Genomic DNA, 23,573 nt, shown 5'->3' with positions numbered 1-23,573 from the left:
TTAAACTCCTAACTTCCATGACAGGGTACGCAACAGATCGGCGAAAACGCCCGCCGCCGTCACATCGTTACCCGCGCCATAGCCGCGCAGCACCAGCGGCAGCGGCTGATAATAGTGGCTGTAAAAAGCCAGCGCGTTCTCGCCGTTTTTCACTTTGAACAGCGGATCGTTGCCGTCAACCGCGGCAATTTTCACCCGACACGTGCCATCCTCTTCTATGTTACCCACATAACGCAAGACTTTACCTTCATCGCGCGCTTTCGCGACCCGCGAGGAAAACTCATCATCCAGAGAAGGCAGACGCGCCATAAAGCTTTCAACATCGCCGCTGGCATCGAAATCGGCCGGCAGCGCCGGTTCGACGATAATGTCAGACAACTCCAGCTCACACCCGGTTTCACGCGCGAGGATAAGCAGTTTACGCGCGACGTCGACGCCGGACAGATCGTCTCGCGGATCCGGCTCGGTATAGCCCATCTCACGCGCCAGCTTCGTCGCCTCAGAAAAACTCATGCCTTCATCAAGTTTACCGAAGATAAATGACAGCGAGCCGGAAAGAATACCGGAGAAATGCATCAGCTCATCACCCGCGTTCAGCAGATTTTGCAGGTTTTCAATGACCGGCAGACCCGCGCCAACGTTGGTATCGTATAAAAACTTACGCCGGGAACTGGCCGCAGCATGGCGCAACTGATGGTAGTAATCGAGCGAGGAGGTGTTGGCTTTTTTATTCGGCGTCACCACGTGAAAACCTTCACGCAGGAAATCCGCATACTGATCGGCTACCGTCTGGCTGGAAGTGCAGTCGACAATAACCGGGTTCAGCAGATGGTACTCTTTCACCAGACGGATAAGTCGGCCTAAATTGAACGTCTCTTTCGCCTCAGCCAGCTCGTCGCGCCAGTGCTCAAGGTTCAGACCATGTACGCTGGTCAGCAGGGCACGAGAATTGGCGACGCCGCAAACGCGCAGGTCAATATGCTTGCTTTTTAGCCAGCTTTGTTGGCGCTTGATCTGTTCGATCAGCGCGCCGCCAACGCCGCCGACGCCGATCACAAACACTTCAATCACCTGGTCGGTATTGAACAGCATCTGGTGAGTCACGCGTACACCGGTTGTCGCGTCATCATTGCTTACGACAACAGAGATAGAGCGCTCGGAAGAGCCCTGAGCAATCGCGACGATATTAATATTGGCGCGCGCCAGCGCAGCGAAGAATTTGGCGGAGATCCCACGTAAAGTCCGCATACCATCGCCGACAACGGAGATAATCGCCAGGCGTTCCATGATCGATAGTGGCTCAAGCAACCCCTCTTTCAGCTCCAGGTAAAATTCATCTTCCATTACCCGCTTCGCTCGCGCACAGTCGCTTTGCGGAACACAGAAGCTGATGCTGTATTCGGAAGAGGATTGGGTAATCAGAACAACGGAAATGCCCGCGCGAGACATGGTGGCAAATACGCGCGCCGCCATCCCCACCATCCCCTTCATCCCCGGCCCGGAGACGTTGAACATCGCCATATTGTTAAGATTAGAGATCCCCTTCACCGGCAGATCGTCTTCATCACGGCTGGCGCCGATAAGGGTACCCGGCGCCTGCGGGTTACCGGTATTTTTGATTAAGCACGGGATCTGGAACTGGGCAATGGGGGCGATAGTGCGCGGATGGAGAACTTTAGCGCCGAAATAGGAAAGCTCCATCGCTTCCTGATAGGACATTGACTTCAGCAAGCGGGCATCCGGCACCTGGCGTGGGTCGCAAGTATAAACGCCATCAACATCGGTCCAGATCTCACAGCAGTCGGCACGAAGGCAGGCAGCCAGTACCGCCGCGGAATAGTCGGAACCATTACGCCCCAGCACCACCAGTTCACCCTTTTCGTTGCCCGCAGTGAAACCTGCCATCAGCACCATATGGTCAGACGGGATCTGGCTGGCGGCAATGCGCCGGGTCGATTCAGCGATATCTACGGTCGACTCGAGATAATGCCCTACGGCAAGCAGTTTTTCGACCGGGTTAATGACCGTAACGTGATAACCGCGCGCTTCCAGCAAACCGGCCATAATGGCAATAGAGAGCTTTTCTCCTCTGCAAATCAACGACGCGTTGACGCTGTCCGGGCACTGTCCGAGCAGGCTGATACCATGCAGTACGTGTTTAATTTGCGCGAATTCCTGCTCAACAAAGACTTTCAATTGCGCAAGCGGGAATCCGGGTTGCGCCTCGGCGAGCCCTTGCAAAAGTTCGGCAAAAATACGTTCAGCATCGGCGATATTCGTTAGCGCTTCCTGACCACTGATTGTTTTTTCGATCATTGCGACCAGGTGGTTAGTAATCTTTGCCGGGGCAGACAGAACGGTCGCTACCTGCCCCTGCCTGGCATTACTCTCCAGAATATCGGCAACGCGCAGAAAACGCTCTGCATTTGCCACTGATGTACCGCCAAACTTCAACACACGCATGGTTGTGACCCCTTGATTTTTTTGTCGAAAAAAAAGCCCGCACTGTTCAGGTGCGGGCTTTTTTCTGTGTTTCCTGTACGCGTCAGCCCGCACCGTTACCTGTGGTAATAGTGATGGTGATAATCGTGGTGATCATGCCGATGCGATTCATGGACGTTGTGTACTCTGTAATTTTTATCTGTCTGTATCCTGTGCCTATATTGGTTAAAGTATCTGTCGCCTTAAGTCAACGAATTTCTACTTACAGGCGTTTTTTTCGTGAATAGACAATCCGCCAAAATACCCCAATTACTCACCGGAATTTATGCAAAGAAATGTCAATAATCAGCACACATATCCATACTAAAACGCTATGACGGGATTTTAGTCTGAGAGTTTTTTTTCAATGTCGTGCAATAAACGATGAAGCATTGCGGTGTCGCGCTGTTGCAAAAGACCGATACGCTGCTGTAGCCAGTCGCTGAGTTTGACATCATCTTCAACGCCCAGACGGGTAAGTAGATCGCGAGTTCGTAAACGTAACGCCTGGAGCTGATTGTCATCCCCGTCGACTAACATGGTCCGGTTTTGCTGCAGCAACGAAGTCAGTTGATAACAATACACCATCACAGACTGCCCTAAATTCAACGAAGGGTAGTCCGCCACCATGGGGATACCGGTCAATACGTCGGCCAGGAGCAACTCTTCGTTAGTAAGCCCGGAATCCTCCCGGCCAAACACCAGAGCGGTATGATTCATCCACTGCGCTTTCTCCTCCAGCATTGGCAAAAGCTGCTGCGGCGTCACGTAATAGTGAAAACGCGCCCGGCTGCGAGCGGTTGTGGCGACGGTAAAATCGACGTCGTGCAGCGCCTGCTCTAATGTGGCAAAAGTACTGATATTATCGAGAATGTCGCCGGAGCCATGCGCAACCCAGCGCGCGGCAGGCTGCATATGGGCATCGCTATCGACGATACGCAGGTCGCTAAACCCCATTGTTTTCATCGCTCTCGCGGCAGCGCCAACGTTTTCTGCCCGAGCGGGAGACACTAACACAATTGATAAACGCATTCGGTTTCCCTTTTATCTTTCAGCGGCAGGAATGACCATTCATCCCCTCATTTTACGCGCCATGAATTTACAAATTTGCAACAAAAGACGCTAAATTTGAGCTTTATCACTCATAAAGAAAACTAAACTATTCCCAAGACCCCATTACCCGGAGTATGTTAACAGAACGCATTTATCCGTATGTTTGACAATGATATTTATGTCAAAGCGTCTTTGCGGGTAGTGGATTCACCCTATTCATTATTTGCTGAGCGCGATTAATTGAGCCGTAGGTAAATTGTGATGATGAATCGCATTTCAATGCAATGATTTCACATGACTATTAACGTGCTACAATTGAACTTGATATAGGTCAACGAAGCGTAGTTTTATTGGGTGTCAGGGCTCTCTTAGCCTGTTATGTTGCTGTTAAAATGGTTAGGATGACAGCCGTTTTTGACACCGTCGGGTCCAGAGGGAAAGTACCCACGACCAAGCTAATGATGTTGTTGACGTTGATGGAAAATGCATCAAGAACGCAATTACGTACTTTAGTCATGTTACGCCGGACATGTTAATTTGCGACATGTACCAGGCAGGTCAGGGACTTTGGTACTTCCTGTTTCGATTTAGTTGGCAATTTAGGTAGCAAACATGCAGACCCCGCACATTCTTATCGTTGAAGACGAGTTGGTAACACGCAACACGTTAAAAAGTATTTTCGAAGCAGAAGGTTATGATGTATTCGAAGCGACCGATGGCGCGGAAATGCATCAGATCCTGTCTGAAAATGATATTAACCTGGTGATCATGGATATCAACCTGCCAGGTAAAAATGGTCTCCTGTTAGCGCGCGAACTGCGTGAACAGGCAGACGTCGCGCTGATGTTCCTTACAGGCCGCGACAACGAAGTGGATAAAATCCTTGGCCTCGAAATCGGTGCCGATGACTATATCACGAAACCATTTAACCCACGTGAACTGACGATTCGCGCACGCAATCTGCTGTCCCGAACCATGAACCTCGGCACCGTAAGCGAAGAGCATCGCAGCGTAGAAAGCTATAAGTTCAACGGTTGGGAGCTGGATATCAATAGCCGTTCGCTGGTTAGCCCGAATGGCGAGCAGTACAAACTGCCGCGCAGTGAATTCCGTGCCATGCTTCACTTCTGTGAAAATCCGGGCAAAATTCAGTCGCGTGCAGAACTGTTGAAGAAAATGACCGGCCGTGAGCTTAAACCGCACGACCGTACCGTGGACGTGACCATCCGTCGCATTCGTAAGCATTTTGAGTCCACCCCGGATACCCCGGAAATTATCGCCACTATCCATGGCGAGGGGTACCGTTTTTGTGGCGACCTGCAGGAATAACAGCGTTTTTCTTGCTGTCATCACGTAAAAACGGCGCAACTAGCGCCGTTTTTTATTTACAGATGCCACGCTTCCCGCCTCATCACAGCTCTCAGACCGTGAAGCGGATAACGATGAACGGCAAATCGGTCAGCAACAGAGTTGAACACCATAATAGCTGCGCCCCGTGAGAGCGGGTCTTATGAGTAAGACTGGCCACTCCGGCGACCTGCGCACCTGCAGTTTGACGGGAACAGACGCGCATTATCCCATACCCGGCCCATCCAGCACCAATTATATACCGGCGACTGAATTAGCATTGCCCGTTATTTATCCCATGCCATAATCGGCACAGCGCTAATCGCATTCTTTGGCGAACCGTCGACAATTTTATCTGAATAGGTCAGATAAACCAGCGCATTACGTTTGGCATCGTAAAAACGCACAACCTGCAGCTTTTTAAATATCAGCGAGGTACGTTTCTGGAATACCACCTCCCCCTGGGTTTTGCCCTTTTTGATTTTATCCGTTAACTCAATGGGCCCCACCTGCTGGCAGGAGATCGCTGCATCGGAAGTATCTTCCGCCAGCCCCAGTCCGCCTTTAATTCCCCCCGTTTTTGCCCGGCTGATATAGCACGTAACATTCTGAACATCGGGATCGTCAAAGGCCTCAACCACGATTTTATGATCCGGTCCGAGGAATTTAAAAACAGTATCAACAGAGCCGATTTGTTCCGCCTGCGCCAGCTGGCAGCCCGCGAATAAAAACATGCCCGCAGCTAATTTCTTGTATTTCATATTGTTACCATTATTAAATAATTTACTGAGCCATTATCACACATCAAGAAGAAAAGTTTTATAGATCACAGCGTTAAAAACGTACCGCCAATACTTTCTGAATAATCGCATTTAAAAGCAAAAAAAACACTGAATGCTAAAACGTCAAAAAATGCTATTATCCGCTACCTTTAGTAGCGGGCACCTGAGTTTAAGGATGGGGATATTTTATGGATCAAGCAGGGATTATTCGCGATCTCCTTAGCTGGCTGGAAGGTCACCTGGATCAACCACTCTCACTGGATAATGTGTCAGCAAAAGCGGGCTATTCCAAGTGGCATTTACAAAGAATGTTCAAGGACGTAACCGGTCATGCCATCGGCGCCTATATCCGTGCCCGTCGCTTATCCAAATCGGCTGTCGCCCTGCGACTGACCGCACGCCCGATTCTCGATATCGCTTTACAGTATCGCTTCGACTCACAGCAGACCTTTACCCGAGCGTTCAAGAAGCAATTCTCGCTCACGCCAGCGCTCTACCGACGCTCTCCTGACTGGAGTTCGTATGGTATACGTCCACCGCTGCGTCTCGGCGAATTCACGATGCCAAAGCATGAGTTCGTCACGCTTGAGACTACTGAACTGGTTGGCTTAACCCAGAGCTATACCTGCAAACTCGAAGAGATTTCTGACTTCCGTAATCAGATGCGCGTACAATTCTGGCGAGAGTTTCTTGCCAATACGCCGTCGATTCCGCCGACCCTGTATGGCCTGCATGAGCCGCGTCCTAGCCTCGATAAAGATGACGAGCAGGAGGTTTTTTACACCACTGCGCTGACGCCGGAGCTGGCTAACGGCCACCTGCATAACGCTCATCCGATGACGCTTGAAGGCGGAGAGTACGTGATGTTTACCTACGAAGGCCTGGGCACCGGGTTACAGGAATTCATCCTGACGGTTTACGGTACCTGTATGCCGATGCTCAACCTTACCCGACGCAGAGGCCTGGATATCGAACGCTTCTTCCCGGAAATTGAAAGTGGGGATCAGGAACCGCCAGTTAACGTGCGCTGTGAATACCTGATCCCGATTCGCCGTTAACGCTGAAGCTCATCCATTGCGGGGGCATCCAGATGCGAAACATCCCCCGCCGTTTCCACCACCCATCCTGAGGCCAGCCACGGGCTTTGCTGGTAGTCAATGCGGGAAATAGAGCAGTTGCGCAGGCGCAAACGACGTTCCGCATAAGCCGGTAAACCCAGGATTGTACTCACCAGGCAACCCAACGCCATCCCGTGGCTCACCAGCAGCGGCCGACTTCCCGCAGGCAACGCCAGACAAGATGCCAGCGCCGCGTGCATGCGCTCGCTCAACTCCTGCATTGACTCCCCCTGCGGAATGCGGCCATCCGGCGTGCCGTTCACCAGTTGTCGACGCCAGCCCTCTTCTTCTTCATTCAGCGAGTCAATATGGCGCTTTTCAAGCACCCCCATATCCAGCTCACGCAAGCGTGCGTCCGCAATGATACGGCAACCGCAAGCTTCGGCGATAATCTCCGCGGTACGCCGCGTACGGCCTAAATCACTGGTGATAATATGCGTAATGCCTAACGTTCTGGCACGCTCACCAACCTGCCAGGCCTGACGCTCACCATGGGCGGTAAGCGGACTGTCAGACTGGCCCTGAATACGTCGCTCGGCGTTCCACTGCGTTTCACCGTGGCGAACAAGGTAAACCTGTAACATGCTTTATTATCCGTTCTGAACTCTCAATCTTCGAGCTACAAGCATAGCTTACCTGCAACCAGACTGATCTGGAGTATACTGCGATGATGTTATGTCACTCTGAGTTGTTTTGATTATGCACCATGTTGTCTCAGCGACCACTAATCCCGCCAAAATTCAGGCAATTCTGCAGGCTTTTAACGAGATCTTCGGCGAAGGATCCTGCCATATTGAGTCTATCGCCGTCGAGAGCGATGTGCCGGAACAGCCTTTTGGCAACGAGGAAACGCGCGCTGGCGCACGAAATCGCATAGCCAACGCGCGACGTATACGGCCGAACGCGGACTTCTGGGTAGCCATTGAAGCCGGGATCGACGAAGGCAGTACTTTTAGCTGGGTGGTTATCGACGATGGCGCACAGCGTGGAGAATCGCGCTCCGCTACCCTGCCGCTACCGCCAACCATTCTGGAAAAGGTTCACGCTGGCGAAGCGCTGGGATCGGTGATGTCACAGCATACCGGTATCATTGAAATTGGCCGTAAAGAGGGAGCGATTGGCATCTTTACCGCCGGAAAGCTAACGCGCAGCAGCGTTTATCATCAGGCGGTCGTGCTGGCGCTAAGCCCGTTTCATAACGCTATTTATCGTTAACTTTCGGCAGCACCTGCGACAGCCACTGGCGCAATTCCGCCGGAGCGGACTTCAGGCTATTTGAACCACGGGTAATAGTGGCGATCCCCGCGCCGAGCTCATTTTTTAGCTCGCGCTGGCTCATCTCGCCGCGCAGCAGTTCTTCAATGATGCGAACGCGCGTCCCCAGCGCCTCACGTTCATCGGGGGTCAGCATGAGCTGTAAAAACGGCAGTTGTAAATCGTCGGTGTACGCCTGCTGTAATAGCGCCACGAAACGCAGCCATTCCTGATGACGCTGTTCGGCCACCGCCGCTGAATAGGGGGATTGTTGGGTCATGTTACGCCACCTGTCGGATGTACTCACTAACGAGTACAAAGCATAACATACTTCTGTCCGTACTCTACGCATTTCAGGCAACATAGCAAAATGCTATGTTGCCTGAAAACGACGGGGCTAATAACGCAGTTTCCACTCCGCATCGCTCAACAGCGTATCTTTCTGCCCCATAAAGTAGCGATAGTAAGCGTCATAGGACAAAACGTTTTTCACATAACCACGCGTTTCCGAGAACGGTATACTCTCGACAAACGCCACTGCGTCTATCCGCCCGTCGCTATTGCCGCGCCAGGTTCGAACTCGCCCTGGGCCGGCGTTATAGGCTGCAGAGGCGAAAATGCGGTTATCGCCAAACTGTTGATAAACATATTGCAGGTAGCGAGTGCCGATATTGATGTTCATTTCCGGGTCCAGCAGTTGCGATGGGCTGCTGTAACCCGGAATACTGAACATGCTGACCATGTGCGTGGCCGTTCCCGGCATAATCTGCATCAGGCCGCGGGCGCCAACCGGTGAACCGGCTTTCGGATTCCAGGCGCTCTCCTGGCGGGCAATCGCCATCGCGTAGCTTTGTGGAATATCTTTGCCGCTGGTATAGCGGGCAAAGAGATCTTTATAGGCGAGTGGAAAACGCTCTTCCAGTTGATCCCATAATTTACCGGCGATCGTGGCCTGAACGCTGAGATCCCACCAGTCCTGATTAAACGCATAGCGCGCCAACTGAGCCTGCTGATCTTTCGTTTTGCTGGTCACCAGGCTTGCCCATTCACTACGGGCGGTGTTATCCATATTCCAGTACATCAGCTCACGCACGCGAGCCATTTCAGGCCCGGAGGTCAACGCCGGATCGATATTAGCGGGCGCTTTGTCGATGCGAAAAGTGTACTCCTCGCCAAGACGCTGGGCCGCGACCATCGGGTAAAAACCGCGTTGCTGCATCAGAGCGTGCAGAATCTCTTTCGCTTCATCATCGCGCCCGCGCTCCAGCAACAGATCTGCTTGCCAGTATCGCCATTCATCTTTCTCTTTCGCCTCCATCGGCAAACGAGCCAGCCAGGTGTTCAGACCGCGTCTGTCGCCGAGACCTAAAGCCATACGCACCCGACGCTCCACCAGAGTCGTCGATTGCGAACGCATAATGGCGTCGTCGCGCCAGCTAGCCTGTTCTTCGGTAACGTCGTTACCCATCAGTCGCCAGGCGACAATATCCCGCAGTTGCTGAGTCTGCTCTTCATTCAGCTTCTGCGCCTGCGCCAATGCGGGGATCATCAGGCGCGCGTTTTCCACATCCTGACGCGCAACGCTGGCAAAGGCCGCCGCTGCCATCTGGCGGGTGAAATCCGTCGCGCCGGTGGTACGGGCGAACGTCATTACACTATTCGGATCGTTAGCCAGCGCAATGACCGCTGTCGAAATCGTTTGATAATCAGGCGGCATCTGTTGGGCAAGAACTCGCACCAGACTGGTATTCCCCGCTTTCATCGCCAGCAGGATCCGCTCAAGATACGCCAACGGATCCTGCTGACCGGAAGCGCGCCAGGCGCCAAATAGCCGATCGCAGGCGTTTGGCTGACTTTTTCCGCTCAACCACAGCGTTTTTGCACCGCTCCAGGCTTCCTGAGTCTGGCCTGTGTTCCATTTTGCATAGTAGTAATTACACTGCGCTTCAGTGCTGGCCGGTTTATCCGGACTAAAGGCCAGCAGGCCACGCCAGTCGTCACGACGCGCCAGCTCGTTAACAAATCGTGATTTCAGCGACCGCGCCAGAGGCAGTGTCGGGTTGGCAGCGATAAAATTGGTCACCACCAACGCAGGCTGATTCATGAGATCGTCGGTTATCTGCCGATACTGAAGGTAAGGATAGAGCGGATAGGTCGTCAGGGTGGGCATCAGTTGGTTGACAACATCCATCTGTCGATGGTCCCACGCCTGTTTAATTTGAGCATAGCGGCTGCGTTGTTCATCCAGTGAATCCGCATGCGCCAGTTGGCTTAACACCAACAGACTCACGCTGGCAGCCAGAACACGCCAGGCCACAGTTTTGGCTTTTTCCACAAGCTCATCCTCTCTTCAGGTGCGCCACTGCAGCATCATGCCGCTGGCAAAATTTCATGTATCAGATAGATATGCTAATCAGACAACGCAAATCACGCCATGTCCTGAACATTTTTTTACGCTTTTGTTAATCCCATCGCCTCGCTGGGATTAACGCGCGAAAAAGGCTACACTTCGCCTTTGAAAACTATTCACTACGCTACTCAAAATTATTCTGGCTGCATCAAAGCGGCAATAAGAAGAGATCCCTGAAAGCATTACCGGGTGTTCCGAATGCAGCCAACACAGAGGCCGCCAGAAGGATGGAGAGTATATAAATGAGAGGCGAACTCCAACGTGGCTCAATTCGTTTATACTATGCATCGTGTCGGCAAAGTGGTTCCGCCGAAACGTCATATTTTGAAAAATATCTCCCTGAGCTTCTTCCCTGGCGCGAAAATCGGCGTTCTCGGTCTGAACGGCGCCGGTAAGTCGACCCTGTTACGCATTATGGCCGGTATTGATACCGATATCGAAGGCGAAGCGCGCCCGCAGCCCGGCATCAAGATTGGTTACCTGCCACAGGAGCCGCAGTTAAATCCGGAGCAGACCGTACGTGAGTCAGTCGAAGAGGCGGTGGCCGAAGTGGTCAACGCGTTGAAGGGTCTCGACGAGGTGTACGCTAAGTACGCTGAGCCGGATGCCGACTTCGACAAACTCGCCGCGCAACAGGGTAAGTTTGAAGAGATAATCCAGGCGCACGACGGCCACAATCTCAACGTACAGCTGGAGCGTGCCGCCGACGCTCTGCGTCTGCCGGACTGGGAGGCGAAAATCGCCAATCTTTCCGGTGGTGAGCGCCGCCGCGTCGCGCTGTGCCGTCTGCTGCTGGAAAAGCCGGACATGCTGCTGCTTGACGAACCAACTAACCACCTGGATGCAGAATCCGTGGCATGGCTGGAGCGTTTCCTGCACGATTTCGAAGGTACCGTCGTGGCGATTACTCACGACCGTTACTTCCTCGATAACGTTGCCGGTTGGATCCTTGAACTTGACCGCGGCGAAGGGATTCCGTGGGAAGGTAACTACTCTTCCTGGCTGGAGCAGAAAGATCAGCGTCTGGCGCAGGAAGCCTCTCAGGAAGCGGCCCGTCGTAAATCGATCGAGAAAGAGCTGGAGTGGGTACGCCAGGGCGCGAAAGGCCGCCAGTCTAAGGGCAAAGCCCGTCTGGCACGCTTTGAAGAACTTAACAGCGTCGAATACCAGAAACGTAACGAAACCAACGAACTGTTTATTCCGCCTGGCCCACGTCTGGGGGATAAAGTGGTGGAAGTCAGCAATCTGCGTAAGTCCTACGGTGACCGCCTGCTGATTGACGACCTGAGTTTCTCCGTGCCGAAAGGCGCGATTGTCGGCATCATCGGCCCGAACGGCGCGGGTAAATCCACGCTGTTCCGCATGATGTCCGGTCAGGAACAGCCGGATAGCGGCACCATCACCCTGGGTGATACCGTCAAGCTGGCTTCCGTCGACCAGTTCCGTGACGCCATGGATAACAGCAAAACCGTGTGGGAAGAAGTTTCCGGCGGGCTGGATATCATGAAGATCGGCAATACCGAGATGCCGAGCCGCGCCTACGTTGGCCGCTTTAACTTCAAAGGGGTTGACCAGGGCAAACGCGTGGGCGAGCTGTCCGGCGGTGAGCGCGGTCGTCTGCATCTGGCGAAGCTGCTGCAGGTTGGCGGCAACGTGCTGCTGCTCGATGAACCGACCAACGACCTCGATATTGAAACCCTGCGCGCGCTGGAAAACGCCCTGCTGGAGTTCCCGGGCTGCGCAATGGTTATCTCGCACGACCGTTGGTTCCTTGACCGTATCGCCACTCACATCCTGGATTACCAGGATGAAGGTAAGGTGGAGTTCTTCGAAGGGAACTTTACCGAGTACGAAGAGTACAAGAAACGCACCCTGGGCGCCGATGCCCTTGAGCCGAAGCGTATCAAGTACAAGCGTATCTCGAAATAAATGCAAAAGGGCAACGCAAGTTGCCCTTTTCAGGCTGATGACAAACCTGCATCAGATACTGTGCCCGCATTTCCGCCGGATGGCGGCTAACGCCTTATCCGGCCTACATGTTCTAAAATATCAATAAATTATCAATCACCTGCTGGCCCGTGCAAACGAAGCGCCGCCGGACAATTCCTGAAGAACGCTCGTTGAAAAAGACAAAGCAAGTTGTGGTGCTGGTCAGTTTAGGGAAATTCACCCGGTGTTATAGCGGGTAAGCAGCTCCGCTAATCGGTAGTTATGGCGAACATGGCGCGTTTTTCGTTTTCGCCCATTCAAATTCCGTGGTCTGTTCCGTTCACGGGTAATACGAAGATATTCGTTATATCCACAGCGTGTGAACGGGCAGGGGGACGTTTCGCCCGTCCCCCTGCACCCCCGGCATGGCGCTGAAAACCTGCCGCTCCGCGGTCCGCTCCACTCCGGCTTCATCTGGCGGACCGGCTGAGACGCGGCATCCTTGCCGCGACTCAGCCTCTGGCCGCCGTCCTGGCGGCCAGTCCTGGATGCGCGCCTGCGTTCTCGCCAGGTTTCCTTGATGCGCCCAACCCCCATGCGGTGAGTCCGTTATTCGTCAGTGGCTTTTCAGAGGCTGAAAATCATAAAAAAAGTCATATCCTTTATATTTCAGCCCGTATCAGCTCAGTAAGCGAATCAACTGAATCAGATTTTCGTTTAAACCACCAATAATGCAATTGCCGCTGGCAAATAAAACAGAAGACAACACCGATGATTTGCTTAAGTGAACGGCATTACAAAGCAAATTGCCCTTTTTTATGCATCCCGTCTCTCTGTAGGCTGAGACGGCCGGGGTGAGGGCATCAGGCCGCACTGTCCGTGCCTTATCCGGGCTGCCCCTGCTCGCCCATCATCTCTTTCACCAGTTCAACACAGCGCAGAAAGCGCGCGTCGTAATCCGCTTCTTTCACATGCACGAAGTCTATTTCATTCTCTTTTAGCAGAGAGACCAGCAGCGACTGGAACTCCTTACGATCGACTGAACTGCCAAGACTGCGCAAACCATCCGCTACCCACGGAGTATTGTTCTCCAGCAAAATAACCAGGTCGAAGCGATACTCATCGATCAGCGCCTGAACAAAAGGATGCTCACGCCCTTCATACTTCAGACAAAAAGCCTGAGTGCTGACAAAGTCGGTGTCGATAAACGCCACTTTATTGGCATATTTTACTGCAAAATCAATGTATTGCGCATGTCCAAGAGCTATTTTGTCATAGTCAGAATATTGCAACGCAATCTCATCGCCGCCAAGATGCGAAAACACATAGTCACGACCATATTCCCAGGCGCTGGTCGTATTAAAAATATTGGACAGTTTATTTACCAGCGTCGATTTACCGCTGGACTCACCACCAAGAATCGCCACCGTACGCACAAAAAATGGTTTTACTTCAGTCGGAATATATTCCCAGTAGCGGAATGGGTTTTCACGGATCTGCCCCCCGCTAATGTTCATAAAAGTGCGTTTCGGATCGATAAGGACGGTCTCGATCCCTAAATGCTCCAGATACTGGGGCGCATCCCCTTCTTCTGAAGTATAAATCCAGTTTGGCTCAATACCCTTCTCGCTCATAAAGGCACGGATCCCGCGGCTCCAGACATCCCAGCCGTGCGGATAAGGCTCCATTCCTTCTTCATTAAAAGCATGAATGCGAATATTTTTTTGATATTTAAAGGTTTGCAGCAACCAGCGCAGACGATCGGGTACGGTCGGCTGCTGTGACATGGCGCTCTTTTCAAACAGTTCACGGTCACGGGGAGCGTCGTAACCCATAATGATATGCAGTTCATCGACCTGGCTGCAGGCACGCTGAATCAGGTAAATATGCCCGGTATGCAGCGGATAAAACTTACCAAAAACGACACCCACGCTCTTTTGCCGACGCGGAAACTCCAGCCCCAGAAACCGATGCAGCGCTTCCAGCTTCTGCGCGCTCGGGCTTTTGATTTTAGCGTTCAGCAACTGGCTCAGATAGCCTTTGGTCATCCCGCTGGCATCCGCCACCTGCTGTAGCGTACAACCTTTCTGCTTGATCGCGGTTTTAAGATAGTCAAACGATGACACAAGAGCCTCCTGCTAAAAAACGCGTAACAATGCCTGATGGCGCTTCGCTTATCAGGCCTACAACATCAATCCGTAGGCCGGATGGCGACGCATTGCGCCGCCATCCGGCAAATTATACAACATCAGTGCATACAGATGATTATAAGTCGTCAAAGACGCTTAACGCGTCCGCAAGTTTTTTCACACCAAAGATCTGCATCCCTTCCGGCACTCTTTTCGGTACGTTGGCCGCCGGAACGATTGCGCGACGAAATCCATGCTTAGCCGCTTCCGAGATACGCTCCTGACCGCTCGGCACCGGGCGAATCTCCCCGGCCAGCCCCACTTCGCCGAAGACCACCAGATCCTGCGGCAATGGGCGGTCGCGCAGACTGGAGACCATCGCCAGCAGCAACGCCAGATCGGCGCTGGTTTCAGTGACCTTTACCCCACCGACGACGTTGACGAACACATCCTGATCCGCCATCTGCAGGCCACCGTGGCGATGCAGCACCGCCAGCAGGATCGCCAGACGGTTTTGCTCCAGCCCCACAGCCACACGGCGTGGATTGGCCATCATCGAGTGATCCACCAGCGCCTGGATCTCCACCAGCAGCGGGCGCGTCCCTTCCCAGACCACCATCACCGAACTGCCGGAAGTCACTTCATCACCACGGCTTAAGAAAATTGCGGAGGGATTGCTGACCTCACGCAGTCCCTGCTCGGTCATCGCGAACACGCCCAGTTCATTTACTGCGCCAAAACGGTTTTTATGGCTGCGCAGGGTGCGAAAACGAGAATCGGCGTCACCATCGAGCAGCACCGAACAGTCGATACAGTGCTCCAGCACCTTCGGCCCGGCCAGAGAGCCATCTTTAGTGACATGACCAACCATCACAATAGCCACGCCGCGCGTTTTGGCAAAGCGCGTCAGATAAGTGGCCGTTTCGCGCACCTGAGCCACGCTCCCCGGCGACGACTGCACGTCGGCCATATGCATCACCTGGATGGAATCGATAACCATCAGCTGCGGCTTTTCTTCATCCGCAATAAGGCAAATCTGCTCAATACTGGTCTCTGACAGCATATTGAGATTGGCGGTCGGCAACCCCAGACGATGAGCGCGCATCGCCACCTGCTGCAACGACTCTTCCCCGGTAACGTACAGCGTTTTCATACCTTCAGACAGTTTGCACAGGGTTTGCAGCAGCAGCGTCGACTTACCCGCCCCGGGATTGCCGCCAATCAGGATGGCGCTGCCAGGCACGACACCACCGCCCAGCACACGGTCGAATTCTTTAAAGCCAGTGGAAAAACGGGGCAATGCCTCAAGGCTGATATCAGAAAGCTTCTGTACTTTCGAGATCCCGGCATTACCGGCATAGCCTGACAGGCGCTCGTTCCTTGCCACCTGCGGTGAAGCGGCTATGCGCATCTCGGTGATCGTATTCCACGCATGACAGGCGCTGCACTGCCCCTGCCAGCGCGGGTAGTCCGCACCACATTCATTACAGACAAATGCGCGTTTTGGAGCTTTCGCCACGTTCACCTCTTACTTTTGATTCATGCTGCCGGAGAGAATACAGAATACCCCCATCAGGTCAGCGTGACGGATAGTCACTTCCGCCAGTTCATTTACTTTTGGTTTGGCATGATAGGCAATGCCGAGCCCTGCCGCTTTAAGCATCGGAAGATCGTTAGCGCCATCGCCAATCGCTATGGTTTGCGCCGCCGGGAGCGCATACTTTTCCGCCAGTTTGCGCAGCGTATTGGCTTTATATTTTGCATCGACGATATCGCCAATAACGTTGCCGGTCAGCTTACCGTCCATAATCTCAAGTTCATTGGCAAATACCGCATCGAGATGCAAATTGTCGCGCAGATACTCGGCAAAGAAGGTGAAACCGCCGGAGGCGATCGCCACTTTCCAGCCGAGCGTTTGCAGATTCTGAACCAGTTGCGTCAGCCCCGGCATCAGCGGCAGGGTTTTGCGCACCTGCAACAAAATGTTGGCGTCGGCATCTTTCAGGGTCGCCACCCGCTGACGCAAACTGGCGGTGAAATCAAGTTCGCCACGCATCGCTCGTTCGGTGACTTGCGAAACCAGTTCGCCGGTACCGGCCAGTTTGGCGATTTCGTCGATACACTCAATCTGAATCGCCGTTGAATCCATATCCATCACCAGTAAACCGGGCGTGCGCAAGTGCGGGATTTTGCCCAGCGGCGCGACATCCAGTCCCGCTTCGTGGGCCAGCCGCGTCGCCCGTAGCGTCAATGAACCTGCCAGACGAATCACCTGATAATCTTCGACCGCCCACGAGGAGACGATAACCAGCGCCGCGCCCAGCTCACGCTGCCACTGCGTCAGACGACGCTTGTTAAGGCCCCGGCCATACAGCAACCAGCCGCTACGTCCGGCGTGGTAATCCAACGGCATAACTTCATCACCGCTGAGGGAAAGCGGCAATCCAGGCCACAGGGAAACATCTTCAGGCAGGTCGCACCAGGTCAAACTATTTGGCATCACGGCTCCACATCACTTCATTCAGGCGAGGAAAATAACGCATGAGGCTACCTTGTAACCAACGCTTCTGGCAACATTAAGCTGCAAATTTTCAAAGGTGGAATATGGTACGCGCAAAACTTAAATTCCGGCTGCATCGCGCGGTGATCGTTTTGATCTGTCTGGCGCTGCTCGTTGCTCTGATGCAGGGCGCGTCGTGGTTCAGCCAGAACAGTCAAAAACAGCGTAATCCGCAACTGGAAGAACTGGCACGCACGCTGGCACAACAGGTGACGCTAAATCTGACGCCGCTGATGCGTAGCGAAACGCCAGATGAGAAAAGGATCGGCCAGTTGCTGGAACAGCTTACCGACAAAAGTCGGGTCCTGGATGCGGGTGTTTATGACCAACAGGGCGATTTGATCGCGCGTTCCGGTGAAAGCGTTGAAGTACGCGATCGGCTGGCGCTGGACGGCAAAAAAGCGGGCGGTTACTTCAACCAGCAAATCGTCGAGCCTGTTCAGGGTAAAAATGGTCCACTCGGCTACCTGCGGCTGACGCTGGATACACATACCTTAGCCACTGAATCGCAACAGGTCGATAATACCACCAATATCTTACGCCTGATGCTGTTATTATCACTGGCCATCGGCGTGGTACTGACGCGTACCCTGCTGCAAGGTAAGCGCACCCGCTGGCAGCAATCGCCCTTCCTGTTGACCGCGAATAAACCGGTGCAGGATGAAGATAAAGATGAATCGGAATAAGGAAATCGCGATGCCTGGACTTCGTCTGCTGCTCTCTGACTCTTACGACCCGTGGTTCAATCTGGCGGTTGAGGAATCTATTTTCCGTCAGATGCCCGCCAGCCAGCGTGTGCTGTTTTTGTGGCGGAATGCCGACACTGTGGTCATTGGCCGCGCGCAAAACCCGTGGAAAGAGTGCAACACCCGGCGCATGGAAGAAGACAATGTCCGCCTGGCGCGCCGCAGCAGCGGCGGCGGCGCGGTGTTTCACGATCTGGGCAATACCTGTTTTACCTTTATGGCCGGGAAGCCGGAGTACGACAAAACGATCTCCACCGCGATAGTGCTCAATGCGCTGAACGCGCTGGGCGTTACCGCAGAAGCTTCCGGCCGTAACGATCTGGTGGTGAAAACAGCGGAAGGCGACCGCAAGGTTTCCGGCTCGGCCTACCGGGAAACCAAAGATCGCGGCTTCCATCACGGTACATTGCTGTTGAATGCCGATCTCGGCCGTCTGGCGAACTACCTCAACCCTGATAAGAAAAAGTTACAGGCCAAAGGGATCACTTCTGTACGCGGGCGCGTCGCAAATCTGGTGGATCTGCTGCCAGGCATTACCCATGAACACATCTGCGACGCTATTACCGAGGCGTTCTTCAGCCATTACGGCGAACGCGTGGACGCCGAGATAATCTCTCCAGATAAAACGCCGGATCTGCCCAATTTTGCCGAAACGTTCGCTCGCCAGAGCAGTTGGCAATGGAACTTCGGCCAGGCGCCAGCTTTTACGCATCTTCTGGATGAACGCTTTATCTGGGGCGGCGTTGAACTGCACTTCGACGTTGAGAAAGGGCATATCACACGTGCTCAGGTTTTTACCGACAGCCTTGACCCTGCGCCGCTGGAAGCGCTGGCCACGAAATTACAGGGCTGCCTGTATCGCGCTGAAATGCTACAGCAGGCTTGTGATGCGCTGTTAGTCGATTTCCCAGAGCAGGAGAAAGCGCTACGGGAGTTGTCGGCATGGATTGCCGGAGCGGTGCGCTAATTAAAAAAGCCCGCTGCGCTTAGCGGGCCTCAAAACCGCAGGCCGGGTCGGGTGAAGCTCCGCCCGGCACAACAGGCCTTACTCTTTATCGCCCAGCAGAACGGATTCCAGCGCGATTTTGATCATGTCGTTGAACGTCGTCTGGCGTTCAGCGGCGGTGGTCAGTTCATGAGTACGGATATGGTCGGATACGGTGCAGATAGCCAGCGCTTTCGCACCAAACTCAGCCGCAACGCCGTAAATACCTGCCGCCTCCATTTCCACGCCCAGGATGCCGTACTTTTCCATCACGTCGAACATTTCGCCGTCAGGAGAGTAGAACAGATCGGCGGAGAACAGGTTGCCCACGCGCGCGTCAACACCCAGCGCTTTCGCCGCGTCTACCGCGTTGCGCACCATGTCAAAGTCGGCGATGGCCGCAAAATCATGATCCTTGAAGCGGATACGGTTAACTTTGGAATCGGTGCAGGCACCCATACCGATCACCACATCGCGCAGTTTAACGTCCATACGCACAGCACCGCAGGAACCCACGCGAATGATTTTCTTGACTCCGAAGTCGGTGATCAGTTCTTTCGCGTAAATAGAGCAGGATGGGATCCCCATGCCATGCCCCATAACGGAAATCTTACGGCCTTTGTACGTCCCGGTGAAACCCAGCATGCCGCGCACGTTGTTCACTTCACGTACATCTTCAAGGAAAGTTTCAGCAATGTGCTTCGCACGCAGCGGGTCGCCCGGCATCAAAACGACGTCAGCGAAATCACCCATTTCTGCATTAATATGTGGAGTTGCCATCTTCAGCTCTCTTTAATTAGTTGTTTTTACCGGGTGGTGGCTTTGCCTTACCCGGCCTGCAAACCGTAGGCCCGGTAAGCTTGCGCCGCCGGGCAATTGCATCACAGCATGTTTTTGCCGTATTCCATCGGCGACGTACCGAAGTACGTTGCCAGCGTCTGACCGATATCCGCAAAGGTTTCACGGTGACCGAGCGAGCCCGCTTTCACTTTCGGGCCATAAATCAGCACCGGAATGTGCTCGCGAGTATGGTCCGTACCGGTCCAGGTCGGGTCACAACCGTGGTCGGCGGTGAGGATCAGAATGTCATCTTCACCGACCAGTTCCATCAGTTCCGGCAGACGGCGGTCAAACAGCTCCAGACCCGCAGCATAGCCCGCTACGTCGCGGCGATGCCCCCAGGATGAGTCGAAATCAACGAAGTTGGTAAAGACGATCGTCTCGTCGCCCGCGTCTTTCATCTCTTTAAGGGTGGCGTCGAACAGCGCGTCCAGGCCAGTGGCTTTCACTTTTTTGGTGATGCCGCAGTTGGCGTAGATATCCGCAATCTTACCGACGGAAACCACCTGCCCTTTTTTCTCGTCGACCAGTTTCTGCAGGATGGTCGGCGCCGGCGGTTCAACGGCCAGATCGTGACGGTTGCCGGTACGCTGGAAGTTACCGGCCTTATCGCCGATAAACGGACGCGCGATAACGCGACCAATATTGTAGCCGCCTTCGGTCAGCTCTTCACGGGCGATTTCGCACAGCTCGTACAGCTTATCCAGCCCAAAGGTCTCTTCATGACAGGCGATCTGGAATACGGAGTCAGCGGAGGTATAGAAAATCGGTTTACCGGTTTTCATATGCTCTTCGCCCAGTTGATCCAGAATGACCGTGCCGGAAGAGTGACAGTTACCGAGGTAACCCGGCAGGTTGGCGCGTTTTACCAGCTTATCCAGCAGTTCCTGCGGGAAGCTGTTTTCGTGGTCGCTGAAGTAGCCCCAGTCGAACAGAACCGGCACACCGGCGATTTCCCAGTGTCCTGATGGGGTATCTTTACCGGAAGAGAGCTCATGCGCCCATGCGTAAGCACCGATAACCTCTGCGTTACCGTCCATACCCGCAGCAATTTTACCGGTAGCACCTTCATGCGCCTTCACCAGCCCCAGACGAGTCAGGTTAGGCAAATTCAGCGGACCTTTGCGGCCGTGGTCAGCCTCGCCTTTGGCGCAGGCTTCTGCAATATGGCCCAGGGTATCTGAACCTACGTCGCCAAAGCGATCCGCATCTTCAGTCGCACCGATGCCGAAAGAGTCCAGCACCATAATAAATGCACGTTTCATCTTATTCTCCGTACCTTTTGCGCTGCAAAAAAGCGATCAGATCAGTATACCGCTATTCGGTAATACGACGATAGACTGTCGGTGTAATTTCAGGCGCTTTGTCGTCAAGGCTGATTGCCGCTTTGACGGCTTGCGCCGCTTCCTGCCAGCTGGCTTCGTCTTTGGCGTGGATAACAGCCAACGGACGCTGCCCGTCAACGCTGTCCCCCAGACGCGCCATATCGGTAAAGCCGACGCTGTAATCAATGGTGTCCGACGCCTGGCGACGACCGCCGCCCATTGAGACCACCGCCATGCCCAATGCGCGAGTGTCCATCGCGGAGACAAAACCTTCCGTATCGGCATAGACGGCTTTGCTGAGCATCGCCGTCGGCAGGTATTTCGCGTAGTTTTCCACGAAATCGCTCGGCCCTTTCTGTGCCGCTACCATGCGACCAAAGATTTCCGCCGCTTTGCCGTTATCCAGCACCGCCTGTAGTTTCACTCGCGCATCGGCGTCATCTTTCGCCAGCTTGCCGGAGATCAGCATCTCCGCACACAGCGCCATCGTGACGTCGAACAGACGCGGGTTGCGGTATTCACCTGTCAGGAACTGCACCGCTTCGCGCACTTCGACGGCGTTACCGGCGCTGGAGGCCAGCACCTGGTTCATGTCGGTGAGCAGCGCCGTTGTGCGCACGCCTGCACCGTTGGAAACGCCAACGATGGCTTCAGCCAGTGCGGCAGAAAGTTCGTAGGTCGGCATAAAGGCGCCGCTGCCCACTTTCACGTCCATCACCAGCGCATCCAGCCCTTCCGCCAGTTTTTTCGCGAGGATTGAAGCGGTGATCAGCGGGATGGAGTCCACCGTCGCGGTAATGTCGCGGGTGGCGTAAAAACGTTTATCCGCCGGTGCGAGCGAACTGGTCTGCCCAATAATCGCCACACCCACGTCTTTAATGATTTCGCGGAAACGGTTGTCGTCCGGGAAAATATCAAATCCCGGGATCGCTTCCAGTTTGTCGAGCGTACCACCGGTATGACCGAGGCCGCGCCCGGAGATCATCGGAATGTAGCCGCCGCAGGCCGCCACCATAGGGCCAAGCATCAGCGAAGTCACATCACCCACGCCGCCTGTGGAGTGTTTGTCAACAATGGGGCCGTTAAGGTTGAGACTCTTCCAGTCCAGAACGGTTCCTGAATCTCGCATCGCCATGGTCAGCGACACACGCTCAGGCATCGACATATCGTGGAAGAAAATGGTCATCGCCAGCGCGGCAATCTGCCCCTCAGAGATGGTGTTATCACGAATACCATTGATAAAGAAGCGGATCTCTTCGTCACTTAACGGATGACCATCACGTTTTTTACGAATAATTTCTTGTGCGAGAAACACGGTAACCCCCAGGGGAAAAGAGTAGAAGGCCATTGTAGGCCGGGTAAGCAACGCGCCACCCGGCAGTCGTATTGATGCCGGATGGTGGCTGCGCCTTATCTGGCCTACGTCACTACAACTCCGGCAATATAAGGCTTAGTAGCTGCTTGCGCTCTTGCCATCCCCGTGGCCCAGCGCTTTCAGCAGGCTTGCCAGCAGGCTGGATGCGCCGAAACGGTAGTGACGGGAATCCGCCCAGTCAGCGCCAAACAGTTCGTCAGCAATGGCCAGGAACTGCTGCGCATCTTCAGCGGTACGCACGCCGCCAGCCGGTTTGAAACCAACGGTTCTGGAAACGCCCATATCGCGGATTACTTCCAGCATGATGCGTGCGCTTTCCGGCGTTGCGTTAACCGGGACTTTACCGGTAGAGGTTTTGATGAAATCCGCACCGGCTGTGATAGCAATTTCAGACGCTTTACGGATTAACGCTTCTTCTTTCAGCTCACCGGTTTCGATGATCACTTTCAGCAGCACATTTGCCGATGCACAGGCCTCTTTACAGGCTTTCACCAGATCGAAGCCCACCTGCTGTCGACCTTCGATCAGCGCACGGTACGGGAATACCACGTCAACTTCGTCCGCGCCGTACGCGATGGCTGCGCGGGTTTCCGCCAGCGCGATGTCGATGTCATCATTACCGTGCGGGAAGTTGGTGACGGTCGCAATGCGGATCTCCGGCGTGCCTTGCTCTTTCAGGGCCTTACGGGCAACAGGGATAAAACGCGGGTAAATGCAGATTGCAGCAGTATTTCCAACCGGGGTTTTTGCCTGATGGCACAGCGCGATCACTTTTTCATTGGTGTCATCGTCATTCAGGGTAGTCAGGTCCATCAGTTTCAGCGCCCGCAGGCTGCTTGCAGCTAAATCAGTCATTTTATACTCCGACGGCGTATTGCCGGTTTAACGTTTATTCACTTTGCGAGACTGTTACTATTGTAACATCACCTCGCACTCACACTTCGATACGTATCACAATTAATGAAAGACAATTGCTAATTTGCATTAATTAAATGTGATATTACTCACACAAAAACCCGAACCCAGGCGTTCAGGGTCAACCGGTGCGTACGCATCATCCCCTCTTCTGCCAGATCGCAAATGTGACAATAATAACATAACACCATATTAAAACGTGCTGTCTGTGTGCAATATTTACCCAAAACGACAGAGAATCCTTATTATTTATTGATAAATAATAAATTTATTTTATTGCGGAAATGAGGGAATTTTAACAATCAGAAGGCGAGTGCCAGCAGC

General features: G+C 53.7%; 21 protein-coding genes and 1 other annotated feature. Of the genes, 6 read left to right on the top strand and 15 right to left on the bottom strand.

All coding sequences use genetic code 11. The features are described 5' to 3' along the window. The 4 genes from thrA to yjjY all read right to left on the bottom strand — a co-directional run bounded on the left by thrA (position 1) and on the right by yjjY (position 4,051). Positions 1-2,463, bottom strand: a complete 2,463-nt coding sequence (gene thrA / locus ABK821_RS02725) for a bifunctional aspartate kinase/homoserine dehydrogenase I (RefSeq protein WP_138361865.1) — start codon at positions 2,461-2,463, stop codon at positions 1-3. Between the two features lie 26 nt (positions 2,464-2,489). Continuing rightward, positions 2,490-2,607 (bottom strand) — a sequence feature (Thr leader region). Beyond that, entirely contained in the window at positions 2,546-2,614 is a 69-nt protein-coding gene (gene thrL, locus ABK821_RS02720; RefSeq protein ID WP_138362052.1) for a thr operon leader peptide, read from the bottom strand. It overlaps the preceding feature by 62 nt. 212 nt (positions 2,615-2,826) lie before the next feature. Continuing rightward, entirely contained in the window at positions 2,827-3,513 is a 687-nt protein-coding gene (locus ABK821_RS02715; RefSeq protein WP_138361864.1) for a tRNA/rRNA methyltransferase, read from the bottom strand. Between the two features lie 397 nt (positions 3,514-3,910). Next, complete coding sequence (yjjY, locus tag ABK821_RS02710) at positions 3,911-4,051, bottom strand: protein YjjY (protein WP_138361863.1); 141 nt, start codon at positions 4,049-4,051, stop codon at positions 3,911-3,913. A 95-nt stretch (positions 4,052-4,146) separates the two neighbouring features. Between yjjY and arcA the strand changes: the two genes are divergently transcribed. Then, positions 4,147-4,863 (top strand): two-component system response regulator ArcA, encoded by a 717-nt coding sequence (gene arcA, locus ABK821_RS02705; protein WP_138361862.1) that lies wholly within the window; start codon positions 4,147-4,149, stop codon positions 4,861-4,863. 305 nt (positions 4,864-5,168) lie between these two features. Here arcA and creA read toward each other — a convergent pair whose 3' ends face one another. Next, positions 5,169-5,642 carry a protein CreA gene (creA, locus tag ABK821_RS02700; RefSeq protein WP_138361861.1) on the bottom strand — a complete coding sequence of 158 codons (474 nt, stop codon included), beginning with the start codon at positions 5,640-5,642 and terminating at the stop codon, positions 5,169-5,171. A gap of 209 nt (positions 5,643-5,851) precedes the next feature. Here creA and robA point away from each other — a divergent pair, with 209 nt between their 5' ends. Next, positions 5,852-6,721 (top strand): MDR efflux pump AcrAB transcriptional activator RobA, encoded by an 870-nt coding sequence (gene robA, locus ABK821_RS02695; RefSeq protein WP_138361860.1) that lies wholly within the window; start codon positions 5,852-5,854, stop codon positions 6,719-6,721. On the opposite strand, the gene gpmB is transcribed toward robA, so the two are convergent. Continuing rightward, positions 6,718-7,365: a 2,3-diphosphoglycerate-dependent phosphoglycerate mutase GpmB gene (gpmB, locus tag ABK821_RS02690; RefSeq protein ID WP_138361859.1), complete on the bottom strand. Its 648-nt coding sequence runs from the start codon at positions 7,363-7,365 to the stop codon at positions 6,718-6,720. The genes robA and gpmB overlap by 4 nt on opposite strands. A 115-nt stretch (positions 7,366-7,480) precedes the next feature. On the opposite strand from gpmB, the gene yjjX reads away from it, so the two are divergent. Further along, positions 7,481-7,996: an inosine/xanthosine triphosphatase gene (yjjX, locus tag ABK821_RS02685; RefSeq protein WP_343177945.1), complete on the top strand. Its 516-nt coding sequence runs from the start codon at positions 7,481-7,483 to the stop codon at positions 7,994-7,996. Here yjjX and trpR read toward each other — a convergent pair. Continuing rightward, positions 7,983-8,315 carry a trp operon repressor gene (gene trpR, locus ABK821_RS02680; RefSeq protein ID WP_138361857.1) on the bottom strand — a complete coding sequence of 111 codons (333 nt, stop codon included), beginning with the start codon at positions 8,313-8,315 and terminating at the stop codon, positions 7,983-7,985. The two genes, yjjX and trpR, sit on opposite strands and share 14 nt — an antisense overlap. Before the next feature lie 117 nt (positions 8,316-8,432). Further along, a complete protein-coding gene (gene sltY / locus ABK821_RS02675) occupies positions 8,433-10,370 on the bottom strand; it encodes a murein transglycosylase (protein WP_142503044.1) in 1,938 nt (645 codons plus the stop codon). A gap of 336 nt (positions 10,371-10,706) precedes the next feature. On the opposite strand from sltY, the gene ettA reads away from it, so the two are divergent. Beyond that, the gene (gene ettA / locus ABK821_RS02670) at positions 10,707-12,374 is read left to right on the top strand and encodes an energy-dependent translational throttle protein EttA (RefSeq protein WP_138361855.1); all 1,668 of its coding nucleotides are present in this window, start codon (positions 10,707-10,709) and stop codon (positions 12,372-12,374) included. An 884-nt stretch (positions 12,375-13,258) separates the two neighbouring features. Here ettA and nadR read toward each other — a convergent pair. From nadR to serB, 3 genes are all read right to left on the bottom strand, one after another. Further along, positions 13,259-14,500: a multifunctional transcriptional regulator/nicotinamide-nucleotide adenylyltransferase/ribosylnicotinamide kinase NadR gene (nadR, locus tag ABK821_RS02665; RefSeq protein WP_138361854.1), complete on the bottom strand. Its 1,242-nt coding sequence runs from the start codon at positions 14,498-14,500 to the stop codon at positions 13,259-13,261. Positions 14,501-14,639: 139 nt separating this feature from the next. Further along, positions 14,640-16,022, bottom strand: coding sequence for a DNA repair protein RadA (gene radA, locus ABK821_RS02660; protein ID WP_343178664.1), 1,383 nt, complete (start codon positions 16,020-16,022; stop codon positions 14,640-14,642). A gap of 9 nt (positions 16,023-16,031) precedes the next feature. Then, positions 16,032-17,003 carry a phosphoserine phosphatase gene (serB, locus tag ABK821_RS02655; protein ID WP_138361852.1) on the bottom strand — a complete coding sequence of 324 codons (972 nt, stop codon included), beginning with the start codon at positions 17,001-17,003 and terminating at the stop codon, positions 16,032-16,034. A gap of 104 nt (positions 17,004-17,107) precedes the next feature. On the opposite strand from serB, the gene ABK821_RS02650 reads away from it, so the two are divergent. Both ABK821_RS02650 and lplA read left to right on the top strand, forming a co-directional pair. Next, positions 17,108-17,749, top strand: a complete 642-nt coding sequence (locus ABK821_RS02650) for a YtjB family periplasmic protein (protein WP_138361851.1) — start codon at positions 17,108-17,110, stop codon at positions 17,747-17,749. Positions 17,750-17,759: 10 nt separating this feature from the next. After that, a complete protein-coding gene (gene lplA / locus ABK821_RS02645; protein ID WP_138361850.1) occupies positions 17,760-18,776 on the top strand; it encodes a lipoate--protein ligase LplA in 1,017 nt (338 codons plus the stop codon). A gap of 78 nt (positions 18,777-18,854) precedes the next feature. Here lplA and deoD read toward each other — a convergent pair whose 3' ends face one another. The 4 genes from deoD to deoC all read right to left on the bottom strand — a co-directional run bounded on the left by deoD (position 18,855) and on the right by deoC (position 23,189). Further along, positions 18,855-19,574, bottom strand: a complete 720-nt coding sequence (gene deoD / locus ABK821_RS02640; protein ID WP_138361849.1) for a purine-nucleoside phosphorylase — start codon at positions 19,572-19,574, stop codon at positions 18,855-18,857. A gap of 101 nt (positions 19,575-19,675) precedes the next feature. Then, on the bottom strand, positions 19,676-20,899 hold the full coding sequence (gene deoB, locus ABK821_RS02635; RefSeq protein ID WP_308564580.1) for a phosphopentomutase: 1,224 nt from the start codon (positions 20,897-20,899) through the stop codon (positions 19,676-19,678). 52 nt (positions 20,900-20,951) lie between these two features. Next, on the bottom strand, positions 20,952-22,274 hold the full coding sequence (deoA, locus tag ABK821_RS02630) for a thymidine phosphorylase (protein ID WP_138361847.1): 1,323 nt from the start codon (positions 22,272-22,274) through the stop codon (positions 20,952-20,954). 135 nt (positions 22,275-22,409) lie between these two features. Further along, the gene (deoC, locus tag ABK821_RS02625) at positions 22,410-23,189 is read right to left on the bottom strand and encodes a deoxyribose-phosphate aldolase (RefSeq protein ID WP_343178662.1); all 780 of its coding nucleotides are present in this window, start codon (positions 23,187-23,189) and stop codon (positions 22,410-22,412) included. Positions 23,190-23,573: the final 384 nt, after the last annotated feature.

The organism is Klebsiella sp. KE9456 (assembly GCF_043832615.1).
Classification (GTDB): Bacteria; Pseudomonadota; Gammaproteobacteria; order Enterobacterales; family Enterobacteriaceae; genus Klebsiella; species Klebsiella indica.
The sequence above is the reverse complement of the archived record's forward strand: the minus strand, read 5'-3'. Positions and strand labels throughout refer to the sequence as shown.

What these genes read in the sequence shown, in the direction of transcription:
- deoD (WP_138361849.1), bottom strand. Translation starts at nt 19,574, where the DNA reads ATGGCAACTCCACATATTAATGCAGAAATGGGTGATTTCGCTGACGTC.
- thrA (WP_138361865.1), bottom strand. Translation starts at nt 2,463, where the DNA reads ATGCGTGTGTTGAAGTTTGGCGGTACATCAGTGGCAAATGCAGAGCGT.
- deoB (WP_308564580.1), bottom strand. Translation starts at nt 20,899, where the DNA reads ATGAAACGTGCATTTATTATGGTGCTGGACTCTTTCGGCATCGGTGCG.
- serB (WP_138361852.1), bottom strand. Translation starts at nt 17,003, where the DNA reads ATGCCAAATAGTTTGACCTGGTGCGACCTGCCTGAAGATGTTTCCCTG.
- ABK821_RS02715 (WP_138361864.1), bottom strand. Translation starts at nt 3,513, where the DNA reads ATGCGTTTATCAATTGTGTTAGTGTCTCCCGCTCGGGCAGAAAACGTT.
- deoC (WP_343178662.1), bottom strand. Translation starts at nt 23,189, where the DNA reads ATGACTGATTTAGCTGCAAGCAGCCTGCGGGCGCTGAAACTGATGGAC.
- trpR (WP_138361857.1), bottom strand. Translation starts at nt 8,315, where the DNA reads ATGACCCAACAATCCCCCTATTCAGCGGCGGTGGCCGAACAGCGTCAT.
- yjjY (WP_138361863.1), bottom strand. Translation starts at nt 4,051, where the DNA reads ATGACTAAAGTACGTAATTGCGTTCTTGATGCATTTTCCATCAACGTC.
- robA (WP_138361860.1), top strand. Translation starts at nt 5,852, where the DNA reads ATGGATCAAGCAGGGATTATTCGCGATCTCCTTAGCTGGCTGGAAGGT.
- arcA (WP_138361862.1), top strand. Translation starts at nt 4,147, where the DNA reads ATGCAGACCCCGCACATTCTTATCGTTGAAGACGAGTTGGTAACACGC.
- lplA (WP_138361850.1), top strand. Translation starts at nt 17,760, where the DNA reads ATGCCTGGACTTCGTCTGCTGCTCTCTGACTCTTACGACCCGTGGTTC.
- creA (WP_138361861.1), bottom strand. Translation starts at nt 5,642, where the DNA reads ATGAAATACAAGAAATTAGCTGCGGGCATGTTTTTATTCGCGGGCTGC.
- ABK821_RS02650 (WP_138361851.1), top strand. Translation starts at nt 17,108, where the DNA reads ATGGTACGCGCAAAACTTAAATTCCGGCTGCATCGCGCGGTGATCGTT.
- gpmB (WP_138361859.1), bottom strand. Translation starts at nt 7,365, where the DNA reads ATGTTACAGGTTTACCTTGTTCGCCACGGTGAAACGCAGTGGAACGCC.
- yjjX (WP_343177945.1), top strand. Translation starts at nt 7,481, where the DNA reads ATGCACCATGTTGTCTCAGCGACCACTAATCCCGCCAAAATTCAGGCA.